Source organism: Flavobacterium solisilvae (assembly GCF_012911605.1).
GTDB lineage: Bacteria > Bacteroidota > Bacteroidia > Flavobacteriales > Flavobacteriaceae > Flavobacterium > Flavobacterium solisilvae.
Genome location: NZ_JAAMPT010000200.1, coordinates 48166 through 64515, shown reverse-complemented (window position 1 = coordinate 64515; position 16350 = coordinate 48166). Strand labels below are relative to the sequence as shown.

The following is a 16350-nucleotide window of genomic DNA, read 5'->3' as shown; positions in this document are numbered from 1 at the left end:
TTTTATTGATAATGAATGACTAAATTCATTAATTTGAAAACGAAATAGTTCAGAAAAAACAATATGAAATTACTTTTAGTAGAAGACGAAATCGGCATCATGCAGTTTCTCCAACAAGGATTGGAAGAAGAAGGTTATGAAATTACCACAGCAAATAATGGTAAAACAGGTTTGGAATTGGCTCTAAATCATAAATTCGATTTGATTTTACTCGATTGGATGTTGCCACAAATGACAGGTTATGAAATTTGTACTTCTTTTAGAGAAAAAAATACCACAACGCCAATTATTTTCCTAACGGCAAAAGATACTGTTCAAGAAACAATCGAAGGATTGAAAGCTGGCGCAAACGATTATATCAAGAAACCTTTCAGTTTTGATGAATTGCTAGAACGAATTAAAGTTCAACTTCGCGATAAGATAAATTCTCCAGTTTTAGTACTTGGAAATGTGGAAATTGACACCCAAAAATACCAAGTTTTAGTCGATGGAAATGAAGTTTCGTTAACCCAAAAAGAGTTCGATTTATTGCATTATTTGGTGAAAAATAAAGGAAAAGTTTGCACCAGAACCGAAATCATTCAAGACGTTTGGGATATTCATTTTGAATACGATACTGGCGTTATTGATGTTTTTATGAACGCTATCCGAAAAAAACTCAACTTAAAAGTAGAACAAGATTTTATAAAAACCATTCGAGGTGTTGGCTATATGGCTAATGATTGATTATGAAACAACTTTCGTTTAAAAATAGAATAGCATCAAACTATATTATCACTACAGGATTATTGATTTTTGTGGTGTTTTTTGTCATTTTTTCTATAGTACGATATAGTGTTTACGTTCGGGTAAATAATGAAATTAAATCCGAAGTTACTAAGCATTTAAAGGAAATTGAAGTTATAGAAAATTGTGTTTTGCTTATTCGCGAAGAACAATGGAAAACAAAGCAATTTAACAAAGTAGAAGTAAGTCCGGCATTTATTCAATTTGTGGATGAACTTGGAACTTTAGTTGAAAAATCGCCTAATTTAAAACAAAAACAACTCGCATTTAGCAAACAAACATCTGTAAATGAATTATTTGACACCAAATTAGAAGATATTTCAGTTAGACAAATTCAAGTTCCGCTATATCAAGGAACAAAAATTATTGGTTATTTAATTGTTGCTATGTCGCTTGAAGATTCTGTGATGGTTTTAAACAACCTTTTTACAGTAATGTTGATTGCTTATCCGTTGATATTATTGGTACTGTTTTTAATTGCTCGTTTCTTTGCAGGACGAAGTATCAAGCCGATAAGTTCTATAATCGATACGGCAAATTTTATTACCAAAGACAACTTAAAATCACGTATTCCTTTGCCTCAAAACAAAGACGAATTACATTTACTTTCCAATACGATAAACAACTTGTTGGATAGAATTGAAAATGCAGTTGTTCGAGAAAAACAATTTGCTTCCGATGCATCGCATGAACTCAGAACGCCATTAGCGGTAATTAAAGGAACACTTGAAGTTTTAATCAGAAAAGAAAGAAAACCAGAAGAATACAAAGAAAAAATTGAATTTTGTATAAGCGAAGTAAACCGATTAAATCATTTGGTTGACGAATTACTTTTATTAGCACGATTTGAAAATCAAAGGCAAAATATCAAGCTGGAAAAGGTTAATTTGAATAGTTTAATTACCGATGTAATTTCAAGAAATGCTCAAGCCATAAAAGAGCAAAAAGTGAATTGTCAAACGGAGTTTTCAGAAGAAGTGACTGTTCAAACTGATAACTATTTGTTTTCCATAATTGTTACTAATTTATTGACAAATGCCATAAAATATTCGAATAAAGGTTCGAATGTTATTGTGAAATTATATCATTCTGATGGAAAAGCTCAATGTGATATTATTGATTTCGGTATCGGAATTCCAAAAGAAGATATCAATATGATTTTTAATCAATTTTATCGTTCCAATTCAACCAATCATCCCGAAATTAAAGGAACAGGTTTGGGATTATCGATTGTAAAACGTCTTTGCGATTTGCTCGAAATTGATGTGAAATTGGAAAGTGAAGAAAATGTTGGTACAAAAGCTACGATTAGTTTTACTAAATAATACGTAGTAGAGTTACTCAAAAATTACTTTTTTTATATTATTTTCAATAAAAACGAAGCATTTTCATTGATATGCTAATTTTTCAAAATCCTTTTGTTTTCAATAGTTAATAACCTATATTTACTTTTTAGGATTAACAAAAATTAGAATGCAAAAAGAAGTAGAAAACTTAGTTGAAGATGTAGAAAGCAAAAAAATAATTGAACCTCAACTCAATATTATTTTAACCACAGACGAAGACGACGAACGACCAGTTTATATCTCAGGAAATTTCAATAATTGGATTACCCAAGACAAAAACTTCGAAATGGAACGCGTTGGACAAGGTTTGTATCATTTTAAGTTTGCTCACGATTTCAATTATCCCGATGAATTGCTATATAAATTCACTCGTGGCGATTGGAGCGAAGTTGAAATTGATAAATTTGGAAATCGTACCGAAAATAGAAGTTGCAAACAAAAAAATGGCGTTCGCAAAGAACACGTTGCAAAATGGCGTCACAATTGGTTGCCTTTTAAATCCAAATTTTTACCCAAAGTACATTTAATTTCCGAAGAATTCGAAATTCCACAGTTGAACAAAACCCGCAGAGTTTGGGCTTTGTTGCCACACGATTATGAAACATCAACCGAACATTATCCTGTAATTTATCTTCAAGATGCACAAAATTTGTTCAATGAAAATGCACAGTATGGTAATTGGGAAATCGACAAGAAATTAGCCGTAATGGCTGAATATAAAATTGGAAAAATTATCGTTATTGCGGTTGAACATGCTGAAAAAGAACGGATTAAAGAATATAATGTTGGCAATACTGTTCTCGGAACTGGCGAAGGCAAAAAATACATTCGTTTTTTAACCGATACCTTAAAACCGTTTGTGGATGAAAATTTCAGAACCAAGCCCGAACGTGAATTTACAGGAATTGGCGGAAGTTCGATGGGCGGATTGGTCAGCATTTTTTCCGGAATTATGTATCCCGAAGTATTTGGAAAACTGATGATTTTTTCACCATCACTTTGGGTTGTGCCAAAAATCAAATTGTCATTCCTTGATATGGATGAACCACAAGACACGAGAATTTATCTTTATGCTGGTGGCGATGAAAGTGCAACGATGATTGATCATGTCAAAAATTTCAAAAAACGATTATTGAACAAAGAAGGTTTTGCCGAAAAAATGAAAGTGCGATTGAGCATTAACATGGAAGGAAAACATAACGAACGTTATTGGAGCGATGAATTTCCAAAAGCGATTGAATGGTTGTTTTTTAGTGATAAAAATGAGTAAATGATCAAATTTTAAACACTAAAAACTTTGTGAACTTCGTGACACCTTTGTGTTCTTAGTGGTTAAGAAAATAAAAATAATTTGAGGACGCGATTGCTTCGTTCCTCGCAATGACAAAAAAATGAAAACAAAATACATCCAAAGTCTAGATAATTTCACAGGAACCATTTTAATTCCTGTTTTTGAAACCAATGTAAAAAGTATTGTTCCGATAGAATATCACGGAATTTCGGTTCCTTCAAAAGTGTTTTATGGAAAAAAAGACACGCATTATTTGGTCGAAAAATACGATTGTACACATGTTTTTATCGGTTTAGGAAAAGACATTGATTACAAAGCATTGAAAACCATTTTTCGCAGAATTTCAGCCAAACAAAAAGATGTTTTTGGAATAAATGTTGCTCTGGTAATTCCGGATGAATTCAAAAACGACCAAGTTGAAGCCACGATTTCCGGACTTTTATTAGGAACATACGATTTAGGTCATTATAAAAAATCAGAGCTTCATTCGTTTAAAAAGGAAGATTTTGAATTACAGATTTTAACCAAAAAAGACATTCATTCTGATGTTGAAAAAGGAATAAAAATTGCCAATGCACAACTCGAAACATTCAACTTAGTTGATTTACCACCAAATAAAGTAACACCAAAATACTTAGCCGATTGGGCAACCGAAACCGGAAAAAAATATGGTTTCAACGTAACTGTTTTTGGCAAAGAAAAAGCCACTGAAATTGGTTTGCATTCGTTCCTTTCCGTTGGTCAAGGAAGTGCGCGCGAACCGCAATTTATCATTATGGAATACAAGCCAGCCAATGCCAAAAAACATATCGGTTTGGTCGGAAAAGGAATTACGTTTGACACTGGCGGTTTGAATATTAAAACGGCCGGAATGGTGCAAATGAAATGTGATATGGCTGGAGCTGGAGCTGTTTTAGGCGCGATGCAATTGATAGCCGATTTGCAATTGCCATATCAAGTTACCGCAATTGTTCCGGCTTGTGAAAACTCGGTTGATGCCACTTCATTTTTACCTAGTGATGTGATTAACAGTTATTCAGGTCACACGATTGAAATCATTGATACCGATGCCGAAGGTCGATTAATTCTTGCCGATGGATTGTCTTATTTGATTAAAAATTACAAACCCGAAACCGTTCTTGACTTGGCTACTTTAACCGGAAGCGTTGTTGGAACTTTAGGCTACGAATGTGCCGGTTTGTTTACCAACAATGATGATTTGTCAAAAAGTCTACAAAATTCAGGAAAAGAAATAGGCGAGAAGTTATGGCAATTGCCACTTTGGGACGATTATAAAGGCGATATTGATAGTGAAATTGCCGATGTAAAAAACTATTCAGGAAAACCAGTTGCTGGAGCCATTTCGGCAGCTAAGTTTTTAGAATTTTTTACCGAAAAACATCCATCTTGGGCACATCTTGACATTGCAGGAGTTGCTTTTGGCGATAGCGAATTTGCCAAAACCAAACACGCCACGGCTTATGGCGTACATTTAATTACTAAATTCATCGAAAATTTATAGTATATGGAAAATCCAATCAAAAACTTTATTTGTATTTCAAATTATTTCAAGGGAAATGATTTTTTAATTAATTTAAAAAAACAAGGAAATCGTGTTTACCTAATTACTTCCGAAAAACTGCGTGATAAACCTTGGGCAATGGAATATATTGATGAAATATTTTTCATGCCAGGACAAGATGTTGATTGGAATTTAGAAGATTTACTTTCTGGAGTGGCGAGTTTAATGCGTCACAAAAAAATTGACGGTATTGTTGCCTTGGACGATTTTGATGTTGAAAAAGCAGCGTTTCTTCGTGAAAATCTGCGTATGCAAGGAATGGGACAAACCACTGGAAGATATTTTAGAGATAAATTGGCAATGCGCATGCGTGCGAAAGATGCAGGAATTCCAATTCCGGCGTTTAGCGCTTTATTTAACGATGAAGAAATCAATGAATTTGCTGATAACGTTGATGCACCTTGGGTTTTAAAACCGCGTTCCGAAGCTTCGGCATCAGGAATTATGAAAGTACATTCCAAAGAAGAATTGTGGCAAAAAATCCACGAATTAGGTAATGAAAACCGTATTAAATATTTGGTGGAACAATTTAAACCCGGAGCGGTTTATCACTGTGACGGATTGAATATAAACGGAAAAACTATTTTTTCTATTACGTCGCAATATTTAGCAACACCAATGGAAATTTCGCAAGGTGGCGGAATTTTTAGAAGTGCCAATATTCCATATAACACAAAAGATGACAAAGAAATTAAAAAGGTAAACGAACAAGTTTTGAAAGCTTTTGGAATGCAACACGGTGCCAATCATACCGAGTTTATCAAATGCAATGATGATGGAAAAATTTACTTTTTGGAAACATCGTCGCGAGTTGGCGGTGCACATTTAGCTGAAATGGTTGAAGCAGCTTCGGGTGTAAATCTTTGGAGCGAATGGGCAAAAATTGAAGATAGTTTGGTAAAAGGAAAAGAATATAAATTACCAAAAATAAACAAAGGCTTTGCCGGAATTGTATTGACTTTATCCAAATTTGAACATCCTGATTTGTCTGGTTTCAACGATAGCGAAGTGTGTTTCCGCGTGCCGCTAGAATATCACGCTGGTTTGATTGTAAAAAGCGATAATCATGCTAGAGTTCGTGAATTATTAGACGATTATGCCGAAAGATTAGTTCGAGATTTTGCTACTGTTGCACAGCAAGAAGCGGTTAAAAAGTTGCATTAATAGTCTACCGCAAATTCACGAATTATTAATTTGAAATCATTAATAGATTTAAGGAAAATTAAAGGTGACAATCTTAATGAAACTTAATATCTTAATGATTTTATTAAAATGACTTTAATTTGCGAATTTGCGGTTTTTAAAAAAAAGTTTCTTGAAAACCTATAACAAACTTAACTTCCACAAATATACTTTTTGCCTTTGGCGAGAAGTTTCTTTTGCTGAAATTGAAAATCTACCGTTAAGTCACAAAAGCAAATCGTGTAGTGGTTATATTTTTACAGAAGTTGGTGTGTATCGAATTTCTAATCATTGGGGAAGAGCTGCCAATTGTCGCTGGCGATTGATAGCCGATGATAACTTCAAATCACAGCAAATGAAAGTTGGTTTTGCCAATTGGACCGATTTTTATCCAAATGATGAAACCTCAAAATTATTTTTTATAAAAGTAGATTTTATTTCAAATGAAGTAAATTTTTATCATAAACTTTCACCAGATTATGAGCCGAAATATGTTCTAAGAAATGCCTCCGAAACTGCAAAAACTATCAAAATCATTAAAGAAATTCTAACCGAAACCTCTTGGTCAAAGTATTTACAATTTGATGATTTGGATGAATTGCGAAAAGAAATTGTTGAGCAATTAATTACGACAGAAAAGAGTTTTTTGGAAATAAAAAAGATATATTTTTAATTTGTCATTTCGACGAAGGAGAAATCACATAATCTTTTGCTGATGCGATTTTTCCTTCGTCGAAATGACAAGTTTGCGTATTGGATTAAAAAAAAGATTGCATTACTTCTCAAACATTCCAACAGTTCCGCCAACCCAATCTTTATCTTTGTTGAATTTTACACCAATCATTTCGCCACGACTTAGTCGAACTAAATTGGTAACTAATGTCGGTTTTTCGTCATCTTTTGGCCAAACGGCTAAAATTCGTACTTCGGCTTTTACTAATCCGTCAGGACTTTGAATGATTGGTTTGTAATGGACTTTTTTCTGAAGAATGTATAAGTCTTTTTCAGTTACAGCTTCGATATCTTCTCGTTTTACGTGGAAAATAACGCCACTTCCGGAGAAAGAGAACAAAGGTTTTAATACATAATTCTCTAAATCATTTGGAATTTCCTTCAAATCGGATAGAAGTGTGGTTTCAATAAAATACTTTCCTTTCAAATAAGGCAAAATGAATTTACTAATTCGGAAAAACCAGTTGGGATGTCCAGCCCATTCTACATCATAGCTTTTTGAGAAATCAAAATTGAGTTGTAAATCAGTACGTAAATCCAATTCGTCAAAAATCACACGGTTGTAAATTCGTTTTACTTGAATTTCTTCACCTTTATCATTTTTATAAAACAATTGCTTTCCTTTTTCGTATAATTCAGTTACGCAAACAAATGGAATTCCGATGTCTTTCTTGCAGTAATAAAAGTCGATTTTGGTATTTTGTTTCTCAGGTTCAATTTCCAGCAGAATTACATTTTCTATTGGAATGTTATTAGTGATAACTTCTTTAATTAAAGCTAGATAACTTTCCTGATTTAAACCATTTAAGAAAGGTGTGAGTTCTGATAAAAAAGGATAATGAGAAACGAATTTCTCGGATAAATGATTTTGAAAATTAAATAAGGAAGGAAATCCTTGTACTTCAATTAGCTTTGGAACAATTTGTCCATCTTCTTCACAAATTCCAAAATCGATGGCTAAAAAAGTAGTATGATTATCTTGATTTGGAACTTTTCTGTTCAATTCCAAAGCTCTTTCGGTTAAACTATTGAAATCATCACGCTGAATAAAATCAATCACTTGTTGGCAACCTTCAAGTAATTGTTTTTTTAATTCATTGGAAATAAAAAACGGTGTTTCTCCAATTCTAAAGGTTACTTTATAATCAAAATCTGAGTTGATGTCGTCAATGAAAGCATTGTATTTTTCTACTGAAAAAGCTTGGTTGAATAGGTTTCTATAGTTAGTGTTCATGGTTTAAGTATTAAGATTTGAGTATTAAGTATTAAGATTTTGACAGTCAAAATATAGTCTTGATACTTAATACTTTATACTTGATACTAATTAGATAACGTTTTTCTATGTTTCATCAAATCGTTTATAGCAATTCGAAGAAAGTTAGGGATAATCGTTTCATTGGTTTTGTAGATTTTATCTTCGTCCAATAAATCCTCAAGCATGTCGCGGAATTTGTTTTTCCCTTTCATCGCGATGATATTTTCTCTTTTTTCTTTGCTTTTTAAATTGGCAATAAAACTTAACGCATCAGCTTCGGGATGGAATTGTAAACCAACAAATTCATCTGAAAATCGAACTCCCATAATCGCTCGTTCGTATTCAACATGATTTCGAATTTTTTCTAAAGCTATAATTTGAGCACCTTTTTTGTTGAAAATGCTCAATTTTGGTTGAACTACTTGAAAATCTCTGCTATCAATGGCGTAAAAAGGACTTTGTAATCCTTCAAGAATTGGATCATACGTTCCAGCTTCGGTTTTATGAATAGTCATAACGCCAAAAGAAGTTGATTTTCTTTTATTTAAAGTTGCTAAACCAAAGTGATGACACGCCATTTGAAACGAATGACAAATAAAAAGCACGTGTTTTTTTGTCTTTTGTTCTTTATTCCATTGCCATAATTGTTCAATAAAATCATACCATTTTAAATCCCAATTTCCATCGCCTTCCAATGGATTTCCTGGTCCGCCAGTGGAAATGTAAATGTCAAACTTTTTAATATCGGGGAATTCATTTTTACCTCGAACATCAAAAATCTGAAACGTAACCATTTGGTTAAATCGATTGATAATATCTATAATACAGCGCATTCCTTGATTGGGTTCGCCATTATACATATCTAAAACTGCTACACGGATTTGGTTGCTCATTATTTAACTATTTGATGATGCAAAGATAACTTTTTCAATTTCAATGTCAAATTCAAAAATCAACTTCAAAAGTCAATTTGAAAAATCAATTATAATTTTATAAACCTCTTGTAAATTCGCTAGTAATCATATCAACCACTTTTGATAAATCGTGGGTTTGTTCAAAAACACGCAACTGTTTATCAGCACCTGTTCCTTCGTTTAAAATGGTATGGATGTAATTAATTTCATCTCGACTGCCTAGTTCATCGACTACATCGTCAACAAATTCAAGTAATTCGTGTAGTAAAAGTTTGGTTTCTACTTCTTCTTTTAGACCAAAATCAATCATTTTTCCATCAATTCCATATCGAGCAGCACGGAATTTATTTTCCTTTATCAATGCCAATCTATAGATGTTAAAACTTGTGTTTGAAATGGTTAGCTTGTACAGTTTTGCAACAATTGCTTGAATAATCGCCACAATACACATAGCTTCATCAACAGTTAAACTCATGTCGGTAATACGGAATTCAATCGTATTGTAAAATGGATGCAAACGCAAATCCCACCAAATTTTCTTCGGATTATCAATGCAACCTGTTTTTACCAATGTATCTAAATAGTTATCATAAGACTGAACGCTATCAAAATATTCGGGTAAACCTGTTCGTGGAAATTTATCAAAAACTTTGGTTCTGAAAGATTTATAACCCGTATTTCGTCCTTCCCAAAAAGGCGAATTGGTGGAAAGTGCAAAAATGTGTGGCAAGAAATAGGTCGCTTGGTTCATTAGTTGTAAACCAATTTCACGATTTTCAATACCAACGTGGCAATGCATTCCAAAAATCAAATTGGAACGTGCCGCATCTTGCAATTCGTTTACAATATGATGATAACGCGGATCATCAGTTATGGGTTGGTCTTGCCAACGTGAAAAAGGATGCGTTCCTGCGCCACCAACAACCAAACCTTGTTTGTCTGCCAATTCAACAATTTTACTTCGCAAAACTTTGATTTCGCATTTGGCTTCTTTCACATTATTGCAAATCATGGTTCCAACTTCAACAACTGATTGATGCATTTCAGCTTTTACCTGTTCGTTTAGTGTTACTTTTGCTCCGTCAACGATTTTTGACAAATGCGAGCGTAAATCTCGGGTTATCGGATCTATTATTTGGTATTCTTCCTCTACACCAAGAGTGAATACGGGTAGTTTTTTTTGCATAATTATTACTTTTAGTATTCAGTCGCAGTCGCAGTTTTCAGTGTGTTTACTGATTACTGAGACTGAAAACTATTTAACAGAATCCTTGATGAATGTTCCCCAAGTCATGTTGGATTTTCCATCTTTGTGTTTTTTAGCAAAATCGATTGCCATTTTTGCTGCTTCTTCCACAACCCATTCGAAATTTTCGGCACCAACCGAAGTCAATTCGGCATCTGGAGCTGGATTTCCAAAATCGATTGCATAAGGAATTCCGTCGCGAACAGCAAATTCTACCGTGTTGAAATCATATCCTAAACCTTTGCAAAGACGTAAAGTATAATCTTTAATAGTTGCCATCAGTTTTTTATCGGTATTTGGATTTTCAACTACATAGCGCAAATGATGTGGATTTCTTGGTTCATAAGGCATAATTCTCACGGCTTTTCCGCCCAAACAATACACGCGATAGTAATCTTGGAACACAATTTCTTCTTGTAAAAGCATTACTAATTGCCCAGTTTCGCGATGTTTTTCCCAAAATTCTTCTTTGTTTTCTAGTCGATAAACGTTTTTCCATCCGCCGCCAGCATAAGGTTTCATATACGCTGGAAATCCGATGTAATCAAAAATTCCATCCCAATCTAAAGGAAAAGCAAGATTTCTAAACGATTTTGAAGTTGTATCCGTTGGATGTTCTGCCGATGGAAGAATTACAGTATTAGGTAACGGAACGCCAAGTACATCTGCTAAACAGTTATTGAAAAATTTATCATCAGCACTCCACCAAAATGGATTATTGATGATATGAGTTCCAGTTAAAGCGGCATTTTTTAAATACGCACGATAAAATGGAACGTCTTGCGAAATTCTATCAATAATTACGGCATATTCTGTTGGTTTATTTTGTACCACTTTATCAATGGTTACAGCTTCGGCAACGATACCTTTTATATTTTTAGAATTTACTCTGTCGATGAAAGCTTGCGGAAATGTGTCTTCCATTCCAAATAAAATACCTATTTTTTTCATATTCTTAGTTTTATTAATGTTATTGAGTGTTTTTAAAAGAATTTAATTCGGGATAAATAATGAGGAAACATTTCCTTCCAAACTGGCCAATCGTGTTCTCTGTCTTTGCGAACATCAAGCCAATGAGGAATGTCTTTTTGTGCTAGAATTTTACTTAGTTTCAAATTAGCATCAAAGCATATATCCCAATTGGATGTTCCAAGAATAATATCCATATTCCAGAGTTCACCATCGTTTAAACCGTATAGATAATCTTCGGGAGAATTGTAGAAAACATCATCGTCCCAATGTCCATCCATAAAACTTTTGATAGAAAAAGCACCACTCATAGAAAACACATGACTTACATAACCTGGATGGCGGAAGGCAAAATTTACAGCATGATAACCTCCAAAACTGCAACCTGCAACAACAACTTTTCCAGAATAAGTATTGTTTTTTACTCGTTCTACAATTTCGTGACAAATCATTTTGTCATACCAAACATGATTTTGAATACGGTGAACGGGATGAATTTTTTTATTGTAAAAACTATCTTTATCAATACTGTTTGGGCAAAATATTTGGATTAATCCTTGTTCGATATACCATCGCGCGCTTTCAATTAATCCTTGGTCTTTGTTTTCGTGGAAACTTCCCATTGAAGTTGGAAAAAGGATAACTGGATAACCTGCATGACCAAAAACTAACATTTCAATTTCGCGACTTAGGTTAGGTGAGTACCATTTAAAATATTCTTCTTTCATAAATGTTAATTGTTTTAACAATTATAATAAAAAAAACATTGTAAAAAATTCAAAAGTTTGATTATACTTAAGTTTTACGATAAAATAGTTATTAATATTTAGCTATTGAAAATTTGCCAATAAAAGTCCTTAAATTAATAGAAGATTTTAATAATTGTCAATAAATTAGGATAATAAGAGTTTGTTCGTAAGAGTTTACGACACTAAAAATGCTGATTTTTATTTAAAAATAAGAAGAAATTGGTTATTCTTCGATTGTAATGACTTGAATTTGGCTTTTTAAACGTTCAATAAGCATGTTCATCATTCGCTTGTTTAGATTGGATGAATTTTGAATATACTCATTATATTCATCAACTGTAAAAAGTCCGAATATCATTCCTTTTAATGAGTTTCTGAACTTAATATCACGTTGGATAACATTTTCAATGTAAGCCATTTTTTTTTCGGGAGATAAAGAAAAGAAAACACCTTTTTGTTTGACAGCATAATTAATGAATACGGCAATAAACAAATCGTTTTGTAATTTAAGAATTGGGCGAAGTGTTTTGTTTTGAAAAACTTCTTCATTTGAAGATTGGTTGGTTATTGTTCCTAAAGCTTCGCCTCTAATTTCAAGAACGTGGTTATCTCTGGCTTCCATTTTTTCTTTTAAAGTTAAAAAAAATAACCTCTGTAATTTACAGAGGTTATTGAAGTTATTAAAAACTAATTGTTAATTAGTTATTTGATTTTAAAGATTACTTTACGAACCAAACGTCTTGCTAAATCTGAGTTTTTATCAACTGATTTATCTGTTCCGTTAGCTTGGATATTTAATCTCGATGGAGAAATTCCAGCTTTTGTTAGGATAGATTTAATGCTTTCAGCTCTATCGCCAGATAATTTGTCGTTGTATTCACTGCTTCCAATTTCATCTGCATAACCAATAATATCGATTGATTTTGAAGGGTTATTTTTTAGATAGTTTAGAATAAATCCAATATTATCAGTAGAAGCTGAAGTTGGTACACGTTTATTAGTATCAAAATAAGCAGCAATGTAACCATCGTTAATTAATTTGGTAACCATTCCATCGCTTACAGTTGTTTCGTTTGCTTTATTATTTTTGTCAATTGATTTATCGACATATCTTTCTAATTCATCTGGAACACCATTATTGTTTAAATCAACCATTCTACCTTTAGTATCAACTGCTACACCAGGAAGCGAATTGTTTTCAGCATCTAAATAATCAGGAACACCATCTTTATCGGTATCGTTCATTAATGTTTCTATTTCACCAATTCTAGCTTCAAGTTCATCAATTTCTTTATCTCTTGGATCTTCAATGATTGCCCAATCTCCATGAATTTTTTCGTTCCCAAATGATATTGATAATCCTAAGCTAATACTTGACATTTGTCCAGACAAATTGTTATTTGCATCAGCATAAGAACCATCCCAATTGAAATGTTGTCTAAAGTTGCTTAGAAAGCTAAAATCACTAACGATTGAAATTGTTTTTGTAACTCTAAATTGAGGAGAAAATCCAAAAATTAAACCACCATTCCATTCATTAATATCATATATAGTTGAAGTCATCCTAGAAGCTTGAAAACCACCGTGAAGTAATAATCCAAATCTTCCAAGAGATTCTTCAATACCAAATAGGCGAACAGCATTTACAACACCTTCAAGATTTGCTCTGTATTGATAGGTTTCAAAATCTAGACTTCCGCTATTTTTTTGATTGGTAAATTTATCATAGTTGAAGCCTAATTTAAAACCAAACTTAGGACTAATCATGTATCTTGCTGCTGCGCCATAAGAATTAAACTGAATTCCGCCAAGAACTTTTCCAGGATTACTGGAAAAATATCCAGCTTGATATGGTTTTATTCCTTTTGCTTGACCAGCCGTTAATTCAACAGACCATCTATTATAAGCATCATAAACAATTTCTTGATTATCTTCAAGTTCCTTTGTTGCTTTATTTTTTTTGGTAGTCTTTTCCTCTTGTCCGTAGGAAACAAAAGTAAAAGTTGAGAATGCAAACAATACCAGTAGTTGTTTTTTCATAAATGTATATTTGGAGTGCAAAAAAATGTTACAAATGCAAATATATAGTTTTACATTTAAAAATCAATGTTTTTCAATTTTAAAGGGTTATTTTAATGTAAAAAAAGGTATTTTTTAGATTATTTTTTCTGTAGATTTTAGTAAAGATGTAACGAAAAGGTTTTCGGTTAAGATTTTGTAAAAAACAATTGTAATCCATAATCTAATAGTAAATTTGAAAAAAAAAATAGAAATGAGATTTCACACTAGAAAATGGGTAAAACCCGAAGATTTAAACCCAAACAGTACACTTTTTGGCGGTAGATTATTAGCTTGGATAGACGAAGAATTGGCTTTGTATTCAATCATTCAACTTCAAAATCCTAAAATTGTAACCAAACACATGTCGGAAATTAATTTTAGAAGTTCGGCTAGACAAGGTGATATTGTAGAGATTGGAATTGATGTGGTAAAATTTGGCAATTCGTCTATAACTTTAACCTGTCAAGTTAGAAACATGATGACAAGAGAAATAATTATTTCGATTGAAACTATAACAATGGTAAGTCTTGGTGAAGATGGAAAACCAAAAGCACACGGAAAAACTCAAATAGAATATGTAAAAGATAGATTGACGGATTAGTTGAATTTATCTGAAGTTAATTCATAAATTTCTAAATCAAAATAGGGAATTGACGCAATAACATGATCAAAAATATCAGACATTATATGTTCGTAGTTTTCCCAGCGTTTATCACTTGAAAAGGCATATATTTCCAAAGGAATTCCTTGTGAAGTTGGTTGTAACTGTCTGCACATTAGCATCATATTCTTATTAAGTCCGGGATGATTTTGTAGATAATTAGAAATATATTTTCTAAAAAGCCCAAAGTTTGTCATATTTCTACCATTAATTGAAATAGATTTATCAATTTTATTTATGGTATTGAACTTATTGATTTCGTTTTGCCTGTGTGTTATGTAGGTTGTAATTAATTGTATTTTTTTCAATTCTTCTAATTCATCTTCTTTTAAGAAACGAATGCTTGTAGCTTTAATTAAAATATGTCTTTTTATTCTTCTTCCGGGAGAATTAATCATTCCGCGCCAGTTTCTAAACGAATCCGAAATCATACTGTAGGTTGGAATTGTAGTTGTTGTATTGTCAAAATTTCTAACTTTTACAGTAGCAAGGTTGATTTCGATTACGTCGCCATCGGCACCAAATTTGTCAAAAGTTATCCAATCGCCAATTCGAACCATATCGTTTAGCGAAACTTGAACACTAGCTACAAAACCCAAAATTGTATCTCTAAAAATCAATATGATAATAGCCGAAATTGCTCCAAAAGCACCAAGCATTCTTCCGGTGTTGATGTCAAAGATTTTGGAAACAATTATAAAGAAACCAAAAATCCATAACACGATCATTATCACTTGAATATAGCTGTCAATTGGTTTGTCTCTATAAGACGGATTTTGCTTTAAATAATCGCGAAGTGCATTAAAAATGGTTTTGATAATCCATAAACTTAATATCACAATATAAATACCAACAAGCTTACCAAAAATGCCTTCCCAATAAACAAAATTCTTTAGTATTACTGGAACCGATTTATAAATAAAAAGTAACGGAATTAAATGAGAAATGTATTTGGCCGTTTTGTTTGTAACCAAAAAATCATCAAATCTAGTTTTTGATTTTCGGGCAATGACAATCATTGCTCTAACTAAAAAATATCGAAATAACTGAAAAATAAAATAGGCAATCGTACATAGCAAAACGATATTGATAGTCAAACTTGCATAAGCCGAAAAGGTTTCGCCTAAGTCAAGTTTTTTCAGTAATGGATAACTCCAACCGTATAATTTCTCGAGTAGATTATGCATTTTTTACATATTTTTTTTCAATATAAAAGGTAGCAAAAGGTAGGAGTGAAGCCAATTGAACGATTGCTAAATCTTTAAAACTCCAATTTTGTTCTTTTTTTATCAGAAAAGCCAAAAGTACATAAGCGATAAACAATATTCCGTGTGCCATTCCAATTGGGAAAAGTAAATTTTTATACAAATCTATGTTTGTAGGTTTGATTACTAACATGTTAAAAAATAAAACCAAATACGAAATACCTTCGGCTATAGCAACGAATTTGAACAATCTTATCATAATTAAAAATTTTAGCAAAGCTATTTAATGTTTTTTGAATATAATAAAATAGTTAATTTTTTAACAGACGAAAATTAAAATGATTTTTAGTAGTACTTTTGCAAATTAGCAA

Annotated in this window: 16 protein-coding genes; 7 read left to right on the top strand and 9 right to left on the bottom strand. The window is 32.4% G+C overall.

The annotated features are described in order from the left end of the window. The first annotated feature begins 63 nt into the window (after window positions 1-63). The 6 genes from G6042_RS04160 to G6042_RS04135 all read left to right on the top strand — a co-directional run bounded on the left by G6042_RS04160 (window position 64) and on the right by G6042_RS04135 (window position 6860). Entirely contained in the window at window positions 64-726 is a 663-nt protein-coding gene (locus G6042_RS04160) for a response regulator transcription factor (protein WP_169523056.1), read from the top strand. A 2-nt stretch (window positions 727-728) separates the two neighbouring features. Then, the gene (locus G6042_RS04155; protein WP_169523055.1) at window positions 729-2111 is read left to right on the top strand and encodes a sensor histidine kinase; all 1383 of its coding nucleotides are present in this window, start codon (window positions 729-731) and stop codon (window positions 2109-2111) included. A gap of 148 nt (window positions 2112-2259) precedes the next feature. After that, window positions 2260-3402: an alpha/beta hydrolase gene (locus G6042_RS04150; RefSeq protein ID WP_169523054.1), complete on the top strand. Its 1143-nt coding sequence runs from the start codon at window positions 2260-2262 to the stop codon at window positions 3400-3402. A gap of 121 nt (window positions 3403-3523) precedes the next feature. Beyond that, window positions 3524-4945 (top strand): leucyl aminopeptidase family protein, encoded by a 1422-nt coding sequence (locus G6042_RS04145; protein ID WP_169523053.1) that lies wholly within the window; start codon window positions 3524-3526, stop codon window positions 4943-4945. A gap of 3 nt (window positions 4946-4948) precedes the next feature. Next, window positions 4949-6169, top strand: a complete 1221-nt coding sequence (locus G6042_RS04140) for an ATP-grasp domain-containing protein (protein WP_169523052.1) — start codon at window positions 4949-4951, stop codon at window positions 6167-6169. Window positions 6170-6320: 151 nt separating this feature from the next. Further along, window positions 6321-6860 (top strand): hypothetical protein, encoded by a 540-nt coding sequence (locus G6042_RS04135; protein WP_169523051.1) that lies wholly within the window; start codon window positions 6321-6323, stop codon window positions 6858-6860. Between the two features lie 102 nt (window positions 6861-6962). Here the strand turns inward: G6042_RS04135 and G6042_RS04130 are convergent, their stop codons facing one another. The 7 genes from G6042_RS04130 to G6042_RS04100 all read right to left on the bottom strand — a co-directional run bounded on the left by G6042_RS04130 (window position 6963) and on the right by G6042_RS04100 (window position 14092). After that, on the bottom strand, window positions 6963-8153 hold the full coding sequence (locus G6042_RS04130) for a hypothetical protein (protein WP_169523050.1): 1191 nt from the start codon (window positions 8151-8153) through the stop codon (window positions 6963-6965). An 86-nt stretch (window positions 8154-8239) separates the two neighbouring features. Beyond that, window positions 8240-9067 (bottom strand): type 1 glutamine amidotransferase, encoded by an 828-nt coding sequence (locus G6042_RS04125; protein WP_211161631.1) that lies wholly within the window; start codon window positions 9065-9067, stop codon window positions 8240-8242. 97 nt (window positions 9068-9164) lie between these two features. Continuing rightward, window positions 9165-10274: a carboxylate-amine ligase gene (locus G6042_RS04120; protein WP_169523049.1), complete on the bottom strand. Its 1110-nt coding sequence runs from the start codon at window positions 10272-10274 to the stop codon at window positions 9165-9167. Between the two features lie 69 nt (window positions 10275-10343). After that, window positions 10344-11285 (bottom strand): ATP-grasp domain-containing protein, encoded by a 942-nt coding sequence (locus tag G6042_RS04115; protein ID WP_169523048.1) that lies wholly within the window; start codon window positions 11283-11285, stop codon window positions 10344-10346. 32 nt (window positions 11286-11317) lie between these two features. Next, window positions 11318-12031: an esterase family protein gene (locus G6042_RS04110; RefSeq protein ID WP_169523047.1), complete on the bottom strand. Its 714-nt coding sequence runs from the start codon at window positions 12029-12031 to the stop codon at window positions 11318-11320. Between the two features lie 244 nt (window positions 12032-12275). Beyond that, on the bottom strand, window positions 12276-12674 hold the full coding sequence (locus tag G6042_RS04105) for a glyoxalase (RefSeq protein ID WP_169523046.1): 399 nt from the start codon (window positions 12672-12674) through the stop codon (window positions 12276-12278). An 80-nt stretch (window positions 12675-12754) separates the two neighbouring features. Next, the gene (locus G6042_RS04100) at window positions 12755-14092 is read right to left on the bottom strand and encodes an OmpA family protein (RefSeq protein ID WP_169523045.1); all 1338 of its coding nucleotides are present in this window, start codon (window positions 14090-14092) and stop codon (window positions 12755-12757) included. Window positions 14093-14324: 232 nt separating this feature from the next. Between G6042_RS04100 and G6042_RS04095 the strand changes: the two genes are divergently transcribed. Beyond that, window positions 14325-14714 (top strand): acyl-CoA thioesterase, encoded by a 390-nt coding sequence (locus G6042_RS04095; protein WP_169523044.1) that lies wholly within the window; start codon window positions 14325-14327, stop codon window positions 14712-14714. On the opposite strand, the gene G6042_RS04090 is transcribed toward G6042_RS04095, so the two are convergent. Continuing rightward, the gene (locus tag G6042_RS04090) at window positions 14711-15961 is read right to left on the bottom strand and encodes a mechanosensitive ion channel family protein (protein ID WP_169523043.1); all 1251 of its coding nucleotides are present in this window, start codon (window positions 15959-15961) and stop codon (window positions 14711-14713) included. The genes G6042_RS04095 and G6042_RS04090 overlap by 4 nt on opposite strands. Continuing rightward, the gene (locus tag G6042_RS04085) at window positions 15954-16238 is read right to left on the bottom strand and encodes a DUF3817 domain-containing protein (RefSeq protein ID WP_169523042.1); all 285 of its coding nucleotides are present in this window, start codon (window positions 16236-16238) and stop codon (window positions 15954-15956) included. The genes G6042_RS04090 and G6042_RS04085 overlap by 8 nt, the downstream gene beginning before the upstream one ends. Between the last annotated feature and the right edge of the window lie 112 nt (window positions 16239-16350).

Coding starts and splice junctions, on each gene's coding strand:
- G6042_RS04160 (WP_169523056.1), top strand. CDS start 64: ATGAAATTACTTTTAGTAGAAGACGAAATCGGCATCATGCAGTTTCTC.
- G6042_RS04155 (WP_169523055.1), top strand. CDS start 729: ATGAAACAACTTTCGTTTAAAAATAGAATAGCATCAAACTATATTATC.
- G6042_RS04150 (WP_169523054.1), top strand. CDS start 2,260: ATGCAAAAAGAAGTAGAAAACTTAGTTGAAGATGTAGAAAGCAAAAAA.
- G6042_RS04145 (WP_169523053.1), top strand. CDS start 3,524: ATGAAAACAAAATACATCCAAAGTCTAGATAATTTCACAGGAACCATT.
- G6042_RS04140 (WP_169523052.1), top strand. CDS start 4,949: ATGGAAAATCCAATCAAAAACTTTATTTGTATTTCAAATTATTTCAAG.
- G6042_RS04130 (WP_169523050.1), bottom strand. CDS start 8,153: ATGAACACTAACTATAGAAACCTATTCAACCAAGCTTTTTCAGTAGAA.
- G6042_RS04125 (WP_211161631.1), bottom strand. CDS start 9,067: ATGAGCAACCAAATCCGTGTAGCAGTTTTAGATATGTATAATGGCGAA.
- G6042_RS04120 (WP_169523049.1), bottom strand. CDS start 10,274: ATGCAAAAAAAACTACCCGTATTCACTCTTGGTGTAGAGGAAGAATAC.
- G6042_RS04115 (WP_169523048.1), bottom strand. CDS start 11,285: ATGAAAAAAATAGGTATTTTATTTGGAATGGAAGACACATTTCCGCAA.
- G6042_RS04110 (WP_169523047.1), bottom strand. CDS start 12,031: ATGAAAGAAGAATATTTTAAATGGTACTCACCTAACCTAAGTCGCGAA.
- G6042_RS04105 (WP_169523046.1), bottom strand. CDS start 12,674: ATGGAAGCCAGAGATAACCACGTTCTTGAAATTAGAGGCGAAGCTTTA.
- G6042_RS04100 (WP_169523045.1), bottom strand. CDS start 14,092: ATGAAAAAACAACTACTGGTATTGTTTGCATTCTCAACTTTTACTTTT.
- G6042_RS04095 (WP_169523044.1), top strand. CDS start 14,325: ATGAGATTTCACACTAGAAAATGGGTAAAACCCGAAGATTTAAACCCA.
- G6042_RS04090 (WP_169523043.1), bottom strand. CDS start 15,961: ATGCATAATCTACTCGAGAAATTATACGGTTGGAGTTATCCATTACTG.
- G6042_RS04085 (WP_169523042.1), bottom strand. CDS start 16,238: ATGATAAGATTGTTCAAATTCGTTGCTATAGCCGAAGGTATTTCGTAT.